This is a genomic window from Comamonas testosteroni (genome assembly GCF_030505195.1).
Classification (GTDB): domain Bacteria; phylum Pseudomonadota; class Gammaproteobacteria; order Burkholderiales; family Burkholderiaceae_C; genus Comamonas; species Comamonas testosteroni_G.
Window position 1 is genome coordinate 875,430 of sequence record NZ_CP129672.1, and the last position, 16,474, is coordinate 891,903.

Annotated in this window: 14 protein-coding genes and 1 pseudogene; 7 read left to right on the top strand and 8 right to left on the bottom strand. The window is 58.8% G+C overall.

Annotated features, from left to right (window positions below; genetic code table 11):
- Positions 1-64: 64 nt before the first annotated feature.
- From QYQ99_RS03985 to QYQ99_RS04000, 4 genes and pseudogenes are all read left to right on the top strand, one after another.
- Positions 65-562: a cyclophilin-like fold protein gene (locus QYQ99_RS03985; protein WP_302091527.1), complete on the top strand. Its 498-nt coding sequence runs from the start codon at positions 65-67 to the stop codon at positions 560-562.
- Between the two features lie 53 nt (positions 563-615).
- Positions 616-1,740 (top strand): alpha/beta hydrolase, encoded by a 1,125-nt coding sequence (locus QYQ99_RS03990; protein ID WP_302091528.1) that lies wholly within the window; start codon positions 616-618, stop codon positions 1,738-1,740.
- A 110-nt stretch (positions 1,741-1,850) separates the two neighbouring features.
- Positions 1,851-3,083: an MFS transporter gene (locus QYQ99_RS03995; protein ID WP_437439061.1), complete on the top strand. Its 1,233-nt coding sequence runs from the start codon at positions 1,851-1,853 to the stop codon at positions 3,081-3,083.
- Positions 3,084-3,290: 207 nt separating this feature from the next.
- Positions 3,291-3,536: pseudogene (locus QYQ99_RS04000) on the top strand (integrase catalytic domain-containing protein); the annotation flags it as partial.
- 543 nt (positions 3,537-4,079) lie between these two features.
- Here the strand turns inward: QYQ99_RS04000 and QYQ99_RS04005 are convergent.
- From QYQ99_RS04005 to QYQ99_RS04025, 5 genes are all read right to left on the bottom strand, one after another.
- A complete protein-coding gene (locus QYQ99_RS04005) occupies positions 4,080-5,081 on the bottom strand; it encodes an NADP-dependent oxidoreductase (RefSeq protein ID WP_302091529.1) in 1,002 nt (333 codons plus the stop codon).
- Between the two features lie 106 nt (positions 5,082-5,187).
- The gene (locus tag QYQ99_RS04010; protein WP_302091530.1) at positions 5,188-6,150 is read right to left on the bottom strand and encodes an alpha/beta fold hydrolase; all 963 of its coding nucleotides are present in this window, start codon (positions 6,148-6,150) and stop codon (positions 5,188-5,190) included.
- A gap of 27 nt (positions 6,151-6,177) precedes the next feature.
- Positions 6,178-6,966: an SDR family NAD(P)-dependent oxidoreductase gene (locus QYQ99_RS04015; RefSeq protein ID WP_302091531.1), complete on the bottom strand. Its 789-nt coding sequence runs from the start codon at positions 6,964-6,966 to the stop codon at positions 6,178-6,180.
- Between the two features lie 49 nt (positions 6,967-7,015).
- Positions 7,016-7,864: an alpha/beta fold hydrolase gene (locus tag QYQ99_RS04020; protein ID WP_302091532.1), complete on the bottom strand. Its 849-nt coding sequence runs from the start codon at positions 7,862-7,864 to the stop codon at positions 7,016-7,018.
- Positions 7,865-7,946: 82 nt separating this feature from the next.
- Positions 7,947-9,029 (bottom strand): alkene reductase, encoded by a 1,083-nt coding sequence (locus QYQ99_RS04025; RefSeq protein ID WP_302091533.1) that lies wholly within the window; start codon positions 9,027-9,029, stop codon positions 7,947-7,949.
- Positions 9,030-9,161: 132 nt separating this feature from the next.
- On the opposite strand from QYQ99_RS04025, the gene QYQ99_RS04030 reads away from it, so the two are divergent.
- On the top strand, positions 9,162-9,785 hold the full coding sequence (locus tag QYQ99_RS04030) for a TetR/AcrR family transcriptional regulator (RefSeq protein ID WP_302091534.1): 624 nt from the start codon (positions 9,162-9,164) through the stop codon (positions 9,783-9,785).
- Between the two features lie 10 nt (positions 9,786-9,795).
- Here the strand turns inward: QYQ99_RS04030 and QYQ99_RS04035 are convergent, their stop codons facing one another.
- Both QYQ99_RS04035 and QYQ99_RS04040 read right to left on the bottom strand, forming a co-directional pair.
- Positions 9,796-11,034, bottom strand: a complete 1,239-nt coding sequence (locus QYQ99_RS04035) for a multidrug effflux MFS transporter (protein WP_302091535.1) — start codon at positions 11,032-11,034, stop codon at positions 9,796-9,798.
- Positions 10,964-11,425 (bottom strand): MarR family winged helix-turn-helix transcriptional regulator, encoded by a 462-nt coding sequence (locus QYQ99_RS04040; protein WP_302091536.1) that lies wholly within the window; start codon positions 11,423-11,425, stop codon positions 10,964-10,966. The genes QYQ99_RS04035 and QYQ99_RS04040 overlap by 71 nt, the downstream gene beginning before the upstream one ends.
- A 59-nt stretch (positions 11,426-11,484) precedes the next feature.
- Here QYQ99_RS04040 and QYQ99_RS04045 point away from each other — a divergent pair, with 59 nt between their 5' ends.
- Positions 11,485-12,030, top strand: a complete 546-nt coding sequence (locus QYQ99_RS04045; protein ID WP_302091537.1) for a PaaI family thioesterase — start codon at positions 11,485-11,487, stop codon at positions 12,028-12,030.
- A gap of 741 nt (positions 12,031-12,771) precedes the next feature.
- Positions 12,772-13,908, top strand: coding sequence for an iron-containing alcohol dehydrogenase (locus QYQ99_RS04050; RefSeq protein WP_302091538.1), 1,137 nt, complete (start codon positions 12,772-12,774; stop codon positions 13,906-13,908).
- A 17-nt stretch (positions 13,909-13,925) separates the two neighbouring features.
- Here the strand turns inward: QYQ99_RS04050 and QYQ99_RS04055 are convergent, their stop codons facing one another.
- Positions 13,926-16,352 (bottom strand): AI-2E family transporter, encoded by a 2,427-nt coding sequence (locus QYQ99_RS04055; protein ID WP_302093106.1) that lies wholly within the window; start codon positions 16,350-16,352, stop codon positions 13,926-13,928.
- Positions 16,353-16,474: the final 122 nt, after the last annotated feature.

Here is a 16,474-nt window from a genome sequence, read left to right on the forward strand (position 1 = left end):
CTTATAAGCCAATTAAGGATTCAGTAGCTAGTCAATCACGCGAGGCTTCGTAAGAATTGAGGCCATGAAAAAGCCAGCCCCCACTCTCGCTTGGCGGCGCGAAATGCTCGCGCTGCTGATCGGCTCGTGCCTCGGGTTGGCTGCCTGCACCCCTGGCAACTCGGACGCCCAGACACCAGCGCCGCGCATGCCCTCCAAGGACTCCACCATGAAGATTCGCCTGATCGTTGGTGAGCAGGTCGCCACTGCCACCCTCTACGACAACGCCACCGCCCGAGACTTCGCCTCCCTGCTGCCGCTGACCCTGACAATGGAGGACTACGACACCATCGAGCGGGTCTCCAGCCTGCCGCGCAAGCTGTCCACGCAGGGCGCGCCCGAGGGCATGGCGCCCGCAGCCGGCGAACTGACCCACTACGCCCCTTGGGGCAATCTCGCAATCTTCATCAAGCTGCGCTCCTATTCGCGCAGCCTGCTGCCTCTGGGCAAGGTGGACGAAGGCCTGTCCATTCTGTCCCGGCCCGGACCATACATGGTGCACATCGAGCGCGTCGAGCCCTGAACCATCGGACCATCTCCGCCACGACAGCAGCCTGGATCAAAGGAATAGCCATCATGACCCCAACCATTGAAACAAGCGACATCGCCACGCCGGATAGCCTGGACGTGGGCCGCCGTAGATTGCTGAAGATGACCACCACCGGTATCGCTCCTGCGGGTGTCGGTGCCATTGCTGCCACACCGGCACACGCACAACCACAAACGCAGCCGGCCGTGAAGCTCACCGAGAAGTGGGACAAGGTGTTTCCCCAAAGCGACGAAGTTCAGCATAAGAAGATCACCTTCCAAAACCGCTACGGCATCACCCTGGCTGGCGACCTGTACCAGCCGAAGAACACCAGTGGCAAGCTCGCGGCGTTGGCCGTCAGCGGCCCGTTCGGTGCCGTGAAGGAACAGTCCTCCGGCCTGTACGCGCAGACCATGGCCGAGCGCGGCTTCATTACGCTGGCGTTTGACCCGTCCTACACTGGAGAAAGCAGCGGCACGCCGCGCAATGTCGCCTCGCCCGACATCAGCGTCGAGGACTTCAGCGCGGCGGTAGATTGCCTGGGCCTGCTGCCAAATGTGGACCGTGAGCGCATCGGCATCATCGGTATCTGCGGCTGGGGTGGCATGGCGCTGAGCGCTGCCGCAGTGGACAAGCGCATCAAGGCCGTTGTGGCCAGCACCATGTATGACATGACCCGTGTTATGTCCAAGGGCTACAACGACAGCGTGACCCTGGAACAGCGCACGCAGATGCTGGAGCAACTGGGCCAGCAGCGCTGGAAAGACGCCGAGGCCGGCAAGCCCGCCTATCAGCCACCCTACAACGAGCTCAAGGGCGGCGAGGCGCAGTTCCTTATCGAGTACGCCGACTACTACCGCACGCCGCGCGGCTACCACCCGCGCGCGGTCAACTCCGGCAACGCCTGGACAATCACCACGCCGCTTCCATTCATGAACCTGCCCATCCTCAGCTATATCCGGGAAATTGCGCCGCGACCGATCCTTCTGGTCCATGGCGAGAAGGCGCATTCACGCTACTTCAGCGAAACCGCCTACGAGGCGGCGGCCGAACCGAAGGAGCTAGTGATCGTTCCAGGTGCCGGCCACGTGGACCTGTACGACCAGATGGACAAGATTCCGTTCGAACAGTTGACGGTGTTCTTCCAGCAGAACCTGGCCACCACTGCGTAGAACTGGCACACGGGGCGCGCGAGCTGCCCTCCTCCCGTTCGTATCCCCTACCGCGCACGCCCCAGCGGATGGCGCTGCGTTTCCTATTGCGTCGCAGAAGAAAACACTCCATGGCAAGCACCGCAACAGCCACCCCCCAGAGGGACACTGAAACCTCCAATAGTGCCCCCGCACCAGCGGCATCCTGGAGCGGCGTCTTCGCCATGTCGATCTGCGCCTTCGCACTGATCGCCTCCGAGTTCCTCCCCGTGAGTCTGCTGACACCCATGGCGGCCGACCTGAAGGTCACCGAAGGCATGACCGGCCAAGGTATCGCCATCTCCGGCGCCTTTGCCGTATTGACCAGTCTGTTCATCTCGGCGCTGACGGGAAACCTGAATCGCAAGACCTTGCTGCTCGGCCTGACGCTCGCGATGGGCATCTCCGGTGCCATCGTCGCACTGGCACCGAACTACTACATCTACATGCTGGGCCGGGCGCTGATCGGCGTGGTGGTGGGCGGCTTCTGGTCCATGTCGGCCGCCACGGCTATCCGACTGGTGCCGGCGCACGATGTCCCGCGGGCGCTCGCCGTCGTCAATGGCGGCAACGCGCTCGCCATGGTGATCGCCGCCCCCCTGGGTGCCTATCTGGGCACAGTCGTTGGCTGGCGCGGTGCTTTCCTGTGCCTGGTGCCGGTGTCGCTGATCGCATTGGCCTGGCAATGGAAGGCGCTGCCCTCGATGCCGGCTGCCGTGCGCGCCTCGGGTATCAGCAAAGTGTTCAAGGTGTTCACCTTGTTCAAGCACCCTGGCGTCACCGTAGGCATGCTGGCCAGCAGCCTGCTGTTCATGGGGCAATTCGGACTGTTCACCTATGTGCGCCCCTTCCTGGAAACCGTCACGAATGTGCGTGGCTCGACGATTTCGCTGTTCCTGCTCGTACTGGGCGCGGCCGGCTTCATTGGCACAGTGCTCATCGGCCGCGTCCTGCAACGCAGCTTCTACCAGACGCTGATCGTCATCCCGGCCCTGATGGCCGCGACCGCGCTGGCCCTGATCGCCTTCGGCGGCTCGGTCGCCATCGTCGCCCTGCTGCTCGCGCTGTGGGGCCTGACCGGCACCTCTGCTCCGGTGGGCTGGTGGGCCTGGATAGCCAAGGTGTTCCCAAAAGATGCCGAAGCGGGTGGAGGCCTGTTTGTCGCCGTGGTGCAGCTATCCATCGCTCTGGGCTCGACCCTAGGCGGCATTCTGTTCGATCACAGCGGCTACCGCAGCACCTTCGTCGCGAGCGCCGTGCTGCTGGTGGTTTGCGCTGCCCTAACCACCGTGACTGCGCGCGCGGCAGCCAAGCATACGGCCTGAACCCCACCTGGAGAATCCCCATGCAGTACACCCATCTGGGCCGCACCGACCTCAAGGTCAGCCGCATCGTGCTGGGTACCATGAATTTTGTGCGAGCTGGCCGATGAAGCGGCAAGCTTCAAGATCATGAACGAGGCGCTGAAGGCGGGTATCAATTTCTTTGACACCGCCGACGTCTATGGTGACCCGCAGTCGCCGGACATGGCCAACCGACGCGACTGGGTCGAGGGTGCAGGCTGGGAGACGTTGTTTGCGGCCATCGACGACCATGCGCGCATCGCCTTCACCGCCATGCATCGGGACGAGAAGAAGCACGAAGCCGTCGAGTTTGTGCACAACGCGGTGGCGTATTACGCGGGGCTGGGCGTGCGCTGAATACGCCTGCTGACTGCCAACGGTGCAGCCTTCCGGGCCAAGGAGTTTGCTGCAGCCTGCAAAGCCTTGGGGGGCAGGTCAGCAAGGCCGAGCGGTTCATCTTGACGGTTCACATCTAGGCAGATAGTCGTCATCGACTTATGGCTGATCGATAACGGCTTATGCAGACCCCAGACTGCGCGAGGCGCTCTGCCTGAGTTTGCGCTGTGCAAGTTGCCGCGTCGAGCCTCGCGCTGAGGTGCTATTTGGCTACCTCCGAGGGAAAATTCAAAGGCTAGGGAGAATCGATCATGAAGAAATTTCTTCGATTTCGAGTATCTCGCAGTCTGGTGCGGACTCTGCAATGCTCAAGCAAACGTCGCTCGCGTCGAGTCCCCATCGCTTCTGTTCACTCATGAGGCCAACTCGATGGTTCACCAACATTAAACGGAACAGTGTCAATCGGCTTAGGTTCTTTCTTGGCACCGCGCAAAGCGTAGTGTGGGCGTCGGGGTCTGGCAACACCAAGCAGCTATCGCCTGCTTCGACTACTTGCAATCGGCTGCCTTTAGCGAAAAATCTTCCCTCTACCTGTATGTCGCTCAGGACTTGCATCATGGAGTGCATTGTTTTTTTGCATTCCTATTGCATCCGCACTACGACTTTGCCTTTGGCGCGTCCTTGGGACAAGTACTCAAGGGCCTGCTTCGCTTGATCGAACGGAAACACTTTGTCTACAACCGGATGGATATGACCGGCGTCAAGAAGCGCGCCAATTTCGTCCAACTGCTCGCCGTCAGGTCGCACGAATAGAAACGAGTAGTCCACGTCCTTCTTTGCTGCCATGCGGATGATTTTTCTGCTCATGAGGCCAAAGATTAGTCTGAGAGCGAAGTTCAACTTGCGGGCTTGTGCAAATGCAGCGTCCAGCGGACCAATCAGCGAAATTATCTTGCCGCCGGGCTTGAGGATGCCAATCGACTTCTCCAATGCATCCCCGCGGATCGTCCCCAGTACCAAGTTGTATCCTCGCAGTACCTCTTCAAACTCCTGCTTTTTGTAGTCAATCACATCGTCCGCGCCCAAGCTCTTGACCAGCGCAACGTTGGCGGTACTTGTGGTCGTTGCCACATAGGCACCGAGGTGCTTGGCCAACTGAATTACAAACGTGCCGATACCGCCCGAGCCTGCAGGGATAAATACTCTGTGGCCTGTCTGCACGTTGGCACGTTCTTTCAGAGCCTGCCAGGAAGTCAACCCAACCATAGGCACAGACGCTGCCTGCACGAAGTCGAGATGGGCAGGTTTGCGTGCAGCCAGATGTTGGGGAACTACCGCAAACTCGGCAAGTGATCCGGTGCCTTGATCAAAGATGCTGGCAAAGACCTCATCGCCTGGCTTGAAGCGGGTCACACTGCTGCCCACTTCAACCACCACTCCGGCCAGGTCGCTGCCCATGACGGCGGGAAGCTTGAACTTCAGCACGGGCTTGAACATTCCCGTCGTGATCATATTGTCGATAGGGTTTAAGCCTGCTGCATGCACCTCAACCAGCATTTCATTGGGTCGAAGTGTTGGGCGAAGCACCTCGGTGATGCCGATCTCTGGGGTCTTGCCGTAGCGTTTAAATGTGAGGGCTTTCATGATGCTCCTGCTTGTGTGTTACGAAGGCGGCCATGCGCAAGTGCCGTGTGTCGCCTCATCGTCAGCCCCTGCCTTGTTGTGTCGCTGCGGAGCCGTTGTTCAGCCATTACTGTGCGAGGAAGGTAAGAGCCTTGGGCACAAAGTCTTCGTGATACTGAAATACACCACCGTGACCCGCATCGGGATAGATGACCAGCTCGCTGTTGGGCAGGCGTTTGGCCAGGTCGTAGGTGTTGCTGCTGGGTACCATCCGGTCGTGATCACCGTTTGCCACAAGCGCAGGCTGCTTGATCACTGACAGATCGACCGCTGGTTTTTCGCCCCAAGCCTTGAGCGCCTGCAACTGCGCCATGTACGCGCCAAAGCTGATGGCCTTGTCGCGATTCTCTGAGCGCTCCTGCAATCGTTGCAGGAAGGCCTTGCCAGCTGCAATGCCGTTCGGCGTGCGTGTGAAGAACAGGAACTGCTTGGGATCTTGGCCGCTGAAGATCGCACGCAAGAGGTCATAGTTCGCGACGCCTGCCACCGAACTGATGCCTGGGCCACCTGCAGGTCCCGTGCCCGCAAGAATCAGCTTGCGCACCAGTTGTGGCTGCTTGAGCACGATCTCCTGGGCGATCATCCCCCCCATGGAGAAGCCCAAAAGATCGACCTTTTGGAACCCCTTGGCCTTGATGAAGCTAGTAGCATCATCGGCCATCTGTTCAATCGAGTGGGCAGCTGACCCCGTGGATGCGCCTACCCCCCGATTGTCGAACGCGATGACGTGATGCTTTGCAGCAAGGCCGTCTACGACACGGGGGTCCCAGTTATCCAGGACCGCAGCTAAGTGGGCCAGCAATACCACAGGTGCTCCGCCGTTTTCCTGGCCCAGTTCGCGGTAGGCGTAGTCCACACCACCTGCCGAAACAACTTGGGTCTGCACGTTCTTCCATTGCGTTGAAGAAGTGCCGTTGCTCTTGATCTCCACACTGCGTGATGTGGCCCAATCCGTGGCCGATGCGTACGGCAGAAACAGCGTTGCAAGCGCTGCGAGACAGTACGCTCGCACTTGGGACTCGTTGAACATATCGTCTCCGTTAGGTGGTCAAAACGCTCAGGCCTGCGGCTGGTAGCGCTCAGCGGCATGCGCTTGACGGATTTCGGACATCAGTCCTTGTCGCGCCTGGTCCAGCTCATTCCAACGCTCTGCGACATGCAGAGGCGGAATCGTCACCAGTTCCTTACGATCGAAGCCGATGAGTGCGGCATCCACCAGTTCGTTGACATCCATCACCTCTGGCAGTGTGTTGATATCCATGCCGGCGCGGCTCCAGATCTCAGTACGGGTTGCAGCAGGCAGCACTGCTTGCACATAGATTCCTTTCGGCCCTAGTTCCAAATTCAGACCTTGTGAGAGAAACAGTACAAATGCCTTGGTCGCACCATAAATCGTCATGCCTAGCTCGGGAGCAAAGCCAACAACCGAGCCGATGTTGACGATCGAGCCTTTGCCTTCCTGAGCAAAGCGTGCAGCGACTGCTGCAGCGAGGCGCGTGGGCGCCGTAGTGTTGAGCATTACCAGACGGTCAATGCTCTGCGCGTTCTGTTGGACGAAAGCCCCGGACTGGCCCATGCCAGCGTTGTTGATCAAAATCCCGATCGACGTGTCTTCGCGCAGACGCGTCTCGACCTCAGCCAGGTCTTTCTGTTGTGTAAGGTCGGCTTGAATCACGTCGATGGTGACCTTGGTCTCTTCGCGCAAGCGGGAGGCGAGGACGTCCATGCGAACTTTATCGCGGGCAACCATGACGAGGTTGTGGCCACGGCGGGCGAAGCGTTCAGCGTAGGTCGCACCGATGCCGGAAGACGCACCGGTGATCAAGGCTGTAGGCAGATTAGTCATAGTTCTATATCCAGAAATGGTTTGGGAAGATCAGGGGGGAGGCGTGAGGTCAGGCAGCCTGTTGTCCATCCAGGAAAAGAGCGGTCTGGGTGACGAACAGTTCTGGGTATTGGAATTGCGAGCCATGACCAGAGTCCGGGTACAGGATGAGCTGCGCGTTGGGAATGAGCTGCTGCAACGTGAAGGAGTTGATGCTCGGCACCATGATGTCGTTGTGGCCGTTGACGATCAGAGTGGGCTGGCCTATCTCCTTCAGGTAGGCATAGCGTTCGCCGTGTGGTGCACTCCACTCAGCGATGGCTGCACCTTGTGCTTTCATGGCTTCAACTGAGGAGGCTGGATCTTGGTCTGCACGCCGGTGGCGGCGTTCCCAAAATGCGCGGCCTGCCGATTGGCTCTTCGGCGTAGGTGCGAAAAACAGATACAGGAAGTCGTCCATGCTGGGTACAGGGCTTGCCGCAACTTGAAGCACCTTGGAGTCCTGGCTCCGATCACCGTTGCGCGGTCCTGTACCCACAAGCACCAGGCGTCGCACGAATTGTGGATATCGGTGTGCCAGGCTTTGAGCAACGAAGCCTCCGATGGAGAAGCCAAGCACATCCACGGCGCTGGCAAATGCGAGCTCCTGGATGAAATCCGCAATACCATCGGCCATGCCGTCTACCGTAGCGGCAGGCTCTCCACCGGAGCTGGCTACACCTGCGTAGTTCACCAAGATGACAGGACGACCCTGCGCAAGGCCATCGGTAATCAATGGGTCCCAGTTGTCCATTCCTCCGCGAAAGTGCTGAAGGAATACCAGAGGCACGCCTTGCTCTCCTCCAAATCGACGGTACGCATAGCGCACGCCGTTGGCTTCAACGAATTGGGTCGGGGCGGTGATGTGGGTGCTGCTCATATGAGCCTCGCAATGGTTGGGGATGGGATAGAGCGTTGGAGGCAGGAGCCGGTTGTTGGGCTCCTGTGGGATGCACTGGCGATCAGGCTGCGAGCGCGGGATAGTCTGTGTAGCCAGCGGCGCCACCGCCGTAGAGCGTGGCCATGTTCATCTGAGCCAGAGGCGCGTCGGTCTTCAAGCGCTCGACCAAGTCTGGGTTGGCAATGAAGGCGTGCCCAAACGCAACTAAATCGAGCTTGCCTTCCTGCAGGCGAGCTTCGGCCAACTGGCGGGTGTAGCCGTTGTTGGCGATGTAGGTTTGCTTGAAGCGAGCGCGCAGCGCGTCATAGTCAAAATGCGCGACATCGCGGGGGCCGCCTGTCGCGCCTTCAACGACATGCAGATAGACAATGCCGAGGGCACTGAGTTGCTCAGCGATGTAGTTGTACTGAGGCTGCGGCTCGCTGATAGAGATGCCATTGGCTGGGGAGACTGGAGAGATGCGTACACCGGTGCGCTCAGGCCCAATTTCCCGGGCAACGGCAGCGGTCACCTCTAGCAACAGTCGTGCACGGTTTTCCACTGAGCCGCCGTATGCGTCCGTGCGTTGGTTGGCTCCATCCTTGATGAATTGCTCCAGCAGGTAGCCGTTGGCACCATGCACCTCCACGCCATCGAAGCCTGCACTCATGGCATTGGCGGCAGCTTGGCGGAAGCTCTCCACGATGCCTGGGATCTCATCTAGGCTCAGAGCGCGGGGCTCAGATACTTCCGCAAAGCCATTGTTCACGAAGGTCTTGGTTTGTGCTCGGATGGCAGAGGGGGCTACAGGCGCTGCGCCATCCGGCTGCACGGACACATGGGAAACGCGACCCACATGCCACAGTTGCACAAAGATCTTTCCGCCCTGGGCGTGCACCGCGTCGGTGACTTTGCGCCATCCAGCGACCTGCTCGGCTGTGTAGAGACCAGGGGTGTCTTGGTAGCCCTGCGCCTGTGCAGAGACCTGAGTTGCTTCCGTAATGATCAAGCCAGCCGAAGCACGCTGTGCGTAGTAGGTGGCCGCAAGCTCATTAGGCACCAAGCCAGAACCGGCGCGGTTACGGGTTAGCGGTCCCATCACAACGCGATTGGCCAGTACCAGATCACCTAAGACATAGGGTTGAAAAAGCGTCTTCTCAGTCATTTTGCATCCACAGCAATGTTCTAGAAGACTCAATGATGACGATCGTAATCTAAAAAGTCAATACTTTAATTACGATCGTAATCAATATATAGTAGAGGCTCCGCATGCACACAGACACTCCACGGTAGAAAAATGAAGCTCACCAAAGTACAGGCACAGGCAAACCGAGCACATGTCGTGAAAACGGCGTCGGCGCTGTTTCGCGAGCGTGGATACGATGGCGTGGGCGTGGTCGACTTGATGGCGGCAGCGGGGTTCACTCAAGGCGGCTTCTACAAACAATTCCGATCTAAGACGGACTTGATGGCGGAATCTGCTGCTTGCGGGATAGAGCAGACCGTAGAGTTGACGAAAGGCATTGACCTGTCGACTTTTGTGAACAGCTATCTGTCTCGTGAGCATCGTGACAATCGGGCGGAAGGCTGCACCATGGCCGCTCTGGGCTCCGATGCAGCGCGCCAGACGCAAGAGGTCAAGAGGACATTTGCTGCAGGCATCGAAAGCTTGCTGCAGGCCCTTGAGAAGGAATGTCCGGCCTCGGAGCGAGCAGGAAATAACGAGGCGCGGGCCAAGTCCATCGACACCTTTGCGCATATCGTCGGGGCCCTGGTCATGTCTCGGGCCTGTCCCGATGATTCACCACTTGCCGATGAAATCTTGGCTGTGTGTCGGGGCAAGATCCTTGGCGCGTTGGCGGAGCAAGAAGGCGTACCGCCTCCCGCAGCGGCTCACGCTACTCAATCTGATGTGGCCTGAGCTTTAACGTTCAGCGCTTTACTGCGGCCCCAAACGTCACCATCGCCATCAGCAAGCTGGTGGCGATGACGGCGCTGAATGCCAAGTAGGGAGAAAGCGGCAGTGCGGAGGTAATTGCAATGGAGATAGCAGCACAGCCCATTTGCAGGAAGCCCAGCAAGGCAGAGGCTGCCCCAGCGTTTTGCCCAAAGGGTTGCAGGGTCACGGCAGTTCCCAAGGGATTGATCAGGCCCATTCCAATCAAAAACACTGTCAAGGCCGCCGAAAAGTAGTACACCTGCTCCGGGGCAGCCAGCAAGGTCGCACCAGCGGCAAAGGCAATGAAAATGCCTGCACGGGCAGCGCGCAGTGTGCCAAACCGGTGCGCAAGTCGAGGAGCGAGCAGGCCAGCTCCAAAGACAACAAAGACGGTGGACGCGAAAAAAAGTGCGAGTTGCAAGGGCGAAAAACCAAACCCTTCCATCAAGATGGCCGGTGCCATTGCAAAAAACAGATACAGCGAGCCCAAGACCAAGCTGACAGATAGTGCTGGTGCAATGAAACGGCGGTCAGTCAGGAGTGCTTTGTAGGTCGCGGCGACAGCACTGAGCGCCAACGGGCGGCGTAAGTCACAGCTATGCGTCTCCCCAAGTCGCGACACATAGTGGATACCCAGCAAGATGGCGAGCACCCCGACAACGCCAAACGTTGCGCGCCAGCCCAAAAAACTGTTGAAGACACCGCCCAGTAGCGGAGAAAAACCGGGTGCAGCTGCCATGGCGACCATGACCAGCGAAAGCGCACGCGCAAGCGCATCGCCTTCAAACAGGTCACGTGCAATGGCGCGAGATAGCACGGACGTCGCGCAAACCCCAAGGGCTTGAATCACTCGGCCGACGATGAGCTGAGGAAGGCTTGTGGCAAAGGCACATACCGCGCTACCGACCACAAACACGCACAAACCGGATATCACCAGGGGGCTGCGTCCAAAGCGATCCGACAAAGGCCCGACGAAAAGCTGACCCAACGCGAAAGCCACAAAGAAGGTGCTCAGAGTGGCGCTAAGGTCTTTGACAGATGTCCCAAGCTCGGCGCCCATGGAAGGGAAGGCTGGCAGGATGATGTTGGTGGCCAACGATCCCAGCGCCGCCAGTCCAGCGAGCATCAGCAGCAATTCGCCTGAGAGGGATTTTGCGGATTCAATCGGTTTGTGCATCGTCGCCCCCTTCATCGCCGTCAAGGCATTCAATGCAGGAATCGAGTAGGTCATGCAGCGCCGCCACACGCTCCGTGCCCAACTGCGCGTTCAAAGCAAGCTGTGCGGTTTTCCAAGCCTGTTGTGCTTGTGCCTGTTTGGACACGCCGGTTTCTGTTGCAGCGACTAGACGACTGCGCGCGTCGGCTCCAGCGCCAATCGTCAGCAAGCCCATCGCCGACAGCGGCTGAAGATTGCGCGTCAATGTTGAGGCGTCCATCTGCATGCGCTTGGCCAGATCCACCGGCCGTATCGGCCCCAGTTTGACGACGTGGGAAAGCAGGGAATATTGGGTGATCTTCAAGCCCACCTGCGCAAAGAAGTGGTCGTAGTGCCGCGTCACCATACGACTGAGCTGGCGCAACTTTAGATTGGTGCACCCCTGGGGCTTGATGCTGTTCTTCATTTGATGTATTGTAGTTACAACTGTTGTAATTGCAAGTTTTAATAATGAAGGAGGCATCAATGACTGTGGATCAAGTTATCGAGAGGTGGCGAGTCGATGAAGCTGCTGTACGTGCTCATCTAAGAGCTGTGGATACTGGGCCGCACGCAAGTGTCGCTGGTCGTTCTGGCATGGAAATGTTCGAGGCCATCTTTGCTGGGGAGCTTCCGCCAGCGCCTATAGGCAATACGCTCGACTTTGTTCCCATTCGCATGACGCCAGGGGAGGCGGTGTTTCAGGGAAGTCCAAAGCGTCGTCACTACAACCCGCTCGGTACGGTGCATGGGGGCTGGTTTGCGACCTTGCTCGACTCTGCAGTGGGTTGCGCCATTCACACGACCTTGCCGGCGGGAAAAGCCTTCACCACCTTGGAGCTGAAAGTGAACATGGTGCGTGCGTTGACCGATGGCGTGCCACTCGTGCGTGCGGAGGGCAAGGTGATCCACGCAGGTCGGCAGGTAGCCACAGCGGAGGGGCGCATCGTTGGACCCGATGGGAAGCTGTATGCCCATGCAACCACAACCTGCTTGATTTTTGATCAGCCTATCGGCGCAAAACCATCATGAGCAATGCTGAAATTTTCGGCATCCGGAACGACGAACGGTGAACCTTGCATGGCGGTCATCGCCTGCCGAATCTCGAAGGGCAGCAATGGGTCGTCAGCACCTGTTCGCAGCTTGCAAGAGGTTCCCTTCTGGTTGTCTGGGGTACTGCGCCCAGCAAGTTTCTGGTTTGAGGCTCATAGCGGACGTCAGACCAGGCAGCGGGTCAACATCTGCTCTTGGCGACAACGGTCACAAGCTTGCCAAAGCTCAGCCGCTGCAACCAGCCTGGAGCCGACCTCCCCTAGGTCGGTTTTGCAGCGCTTGCTGCCGCAGGGTGAACTCCCGATAAGTCGTACCGAGCAGTCGTTTGGGCCGGTGATAGGTGTCTTCGAAGCACTGTAGTTGTAGGGTGGACTATCCCTTGGCAGGTAGACATCCCTGGCCTATCTTTGGGGTGTACTCTCTTGGACGTACGCCGAACCGAAGCGCTAGCGACTTGAAGGCAATCCACTACCCTCAAAAAAACACATGGGGCGCTTTCTGAGCGCGGGCGACTTTGCGACTTTAGTTCTGCACCATCATCCCCTGCAAACCCGCATGAATGGTGGGTTGCTGTTTACGACTTTATTTACCCAGAATAACCCCCTGTCCCCTGGGAGACGATTTTGCCCTTCCCCTAGGGTTTGCTGTCTTTGCGTGGCTGCATTCGGCTTCTAGGCTTCTAGATTGCCGAGACTCCTCTTTCTACTGAGCAAGCAGAACATGGCCTTTATCAATTACGTGACACAGATCCAGTTTGACTTTGGCGCCGTGCAAATGCTGCGCCAAGAATGCGAGCGTGTGGGTATCAGCAAGCCGCTGATCGTGACCGACCCCGGCGTCAAGGCTGCAGGAATCTTGCAAAAATCCATAAACGCACTGGGTGGCCTGCCCCATGCAGTATTTGACCAGACTCCTTCCAACCCCACTGAAGCGGCTGTGCGTGCTGCGGCTGAAATCTACAAATCCCAGAACTGCGATGGATTGGTCGCTGTGGGCGGTGGCAGTGCCATTGACTGTGCCAAAGGCGTGGCAATTGCGGCTACGCATGAAGGCCCGCTCTCGCACTACGCGACGATTGAAGGCGGCTCGCCTCGTATTACGGAGCGAGTTGCTCCGCTGATTGCCGTGCCTACCACCAGCGGCACGGGCAGTGAGGTAGCGCGTGGCGCCATCATCATCGTGGACGACCATCGCAAACTGGGTTTTCACAGCTGGCATCTGGTGCCCAAGGCTGCCATCTGCGACCCCGAGCTCACCTTCGGCCTCCCCCCCATGCTGACGGCAGCAACCGGCATGGATGCCATAGCACATTGCATGGAAACCTTTATGGCCTCGGCCTTCAATCCACCGGCTGACGGCATTGGCCTGGACGGGCTGACCAGGGGCTGGGCGCATATCGAGCGGGCCATGCTCAATGGCAACGACGCAGAAGCCCGCCGCCAATTGATGAGCGCAAGCATGCAAGGAGCCATGGCGTTTCAGAAAGGGCTGGGCTGCGTGCATAGCCTCAGTCACAGCCTGGGCGGCATCAACCCACGCCTGCACCACGGCACGCTCAACGCCATGTTCCTGCCCGCAGTCGTGCGTTTCAATGCCGAAGCCGAAAGCGTTCAGCGCGAGGACCGCCTCAACCGCATGGCACATGCCATGGGCCTCAGCAGCGGAAGCGATATCCCCGACGCGATCCGAGATATGAATGCCCGCCTGAACCTGCCATCGGGTCTGGCTGCCATGGGCGTGGAGCGCGCACAGTTTGATTCAATCATCAACGGTGCACTCAAGGACCACTGCCACGCCACCAATCCACGACTGGCATCCGCACAGGACTATGAGCAGATGCTCAGCACCTCGCTCTGACAGGCTTCACACAGCGCTCAAGCCTCAACGACAGGGCCTTGCTTGAGCGCCTCGCGCACATCGTCCATCAATTGCCTCGCCATGCTGCTGAGCACCTCGAGCTCATCGTCGGACATGTTGCGAGGCTCGTCATCAAGTATGGAAAGACAGCCCAGCACATTGCCTTTTTTGTCCACCAGAGGCACACCCGCGTAAAAGCGCAGCTTTAGGCTATGCACCGCCGAGTCGCTTGCAAATCGGGGGTCTCGCGCCAAGTCTCCAACCACAATGGCCTCTTTTTCATACACAACATACGAGCACACCGTGCCTTCACGAGGGAAGCCTTGTTGAATGCCCTCTTGCACAGACAGCGGCAGCAGACTGCCCGGCGCAAAGACACGTTCAGCATCCACCCAGGAAACTTGAGCCCACTTGGTGTTGAAAGCGTTAACGGCCTTCTTGGCCGTATCGCGATATAGCGCTGTCAACGCTGGTGTCAGCACTCCGCTTTCATGCAGCATTTTGACGCGCTGCTCATCGTCATCGGGGATCGGAGCTGCAATCACGCACTCGCCTGGATCTCCAACCTGCATGGCCTCTACCCACAGATGCAACTCACGCAGACTGGTCACGCAGGCCTGCGCACCTGTCTGCCGGGCAAACTCAGGGGCAGCTGCCACGGCTGGAGCATTCCACAGACACAGCACCACTCGTGCACCCGGCCAATGCCGGCGAATGCGCCGCACAATGCGTCTCGCCATGCTTTGTGGCTGGTGATTGAAAATCGACAGTACCAATAGATCCGATTGCTTCACGGCCTGGACCCACTCGCGATCCGCCAACAAGCCATTGGCATCAAACTGCAAGGACTTCGAGTCCGGGGCAAGTGCCCATTCGGAGCAGCTAACCTCATGACCATGCAAGCTCTCTGCATGGGCCACCATGGCTGCGCCCAGGGCATCCACCTCCCAGCGCACACCCGCGCAATGAATGCGCAGGCATCGACGCTGGTCACCTTCACCGGGAGCCACCCGAACATGCTCGCTACTGCTTCTGAAGGCATATTGGTCCTGCAACTCCTCCAGCAAGGCTGCCATGCCATTGGACAGCCGCAAGCGATGTTCGGCCGTCGCCGACTCCAGATGCTGCTGGGTTGCAATACGCAGAGCAGGAATGGCAACCTCATCATAAAACCCGCTGACGGCACTGGCTCTGTCATCCAGGCTGGACTTCGAGAGCAGGCGCTCCTCCACGGACTGTACGGCCATGCTGATGGCATCATCAGCGTCATCGGCCAGCAGACGCTGATACAGCCGTTGCTGCGGCCCGAGAACAGGCTCGCTGCCCAGCAATACCTCCATGAATTTGAGCGAGGGAATGTAGCGCCCCAGCACCAGCAGGCACACCGTCAAAGGTGTGGAAAGAATCAGGCCGATCGGCCCCCAAAGCGCTGTCCAGAAGGTTGCGGCAACAATGATTGACAAGGTCGACAAACCTGTACTTGAGCCATATAGCCACGGCTCGATCACATTGTTGCTAATCAGCTCCAGCAGCAGAATCAGGCCAAGGGTCATCAAAAACATATCCCAGCTCGGATCGACCGCAAAAGCTAGCGCCAGCGGAAATACCGCAGACATCATCGGGCCCACATAGGGCACAAATCGCATGATGGCGCCCAGCACCCCCCAGAGAATCGCCCCTGGCACACCAATGAGCAACAAGCCCATGGCGAGTGGCACGCCATAGCTGACGTTGACAATGAACTGCATGCGCAGATATTTGCCAATGCGCTGCGAGGCCTCATCCAGCGCATCGGTGGCCACATTGAGGTTGCCTCCCACCAGCCTCAGCAACCGATCCCTCAGTTCGTCCCTGTCAAGCAGAATCAATATGACAAACAGCAACACGATACCTGCGGTCGTCACAGGCTCGGCAATACGCCCCAGCCACTGCAGCATCCGCGTAGTGGGCTTGGACTCGGGAGACTGAACCTCCACTTTCTGCACCCGCGTCCTGGCGTTGTCCACGCTGGCAATCTCTTTCTCAACGGTGTTGTAGGTCTTGAAAACGCCATCCCAGGCGCTGGGCATATTTGCGCTCTTGCGCAGGCTGCGCAATTTGTCGCGAATCGTCGATTGATAGGTCGGCAGATCGGCACTGAGTTGCTGCACCTGACTACCCAGATACATGCCCAAGCCGCCGAGTGCTGCCAGAGAAAAAGCCACGACCACAATGGCCGACGCCATTCGCGGCAGCCCCCAGCGCTTGAGCCTGCTGACAGCAGGGTCGAGCAAGAAGCCGAACAGCATTGCCAGGGCTAGAGGAATAAGCATGTCCCGCCCGAAATAGAGGGCAAGAATCACGATGGAAGCAATCATCAGCCCGATGAGCAAACGCAGGGCCGGCAGCATTTCTACCAGATGCACAAGTCCCGGAGCCACGTTGGCCCTGGCTCGTCTGTCGATGCCCTCCCACAAACCGGGAGCAGGCTGCCGGCCCTCTCCGGCCGAACCCGCCTCACGCGAGAAAGTCTCGATTTCGACCGGTGCACCCGCATACGGCTTGGTTGGCGCAACCGCGCCAAAGT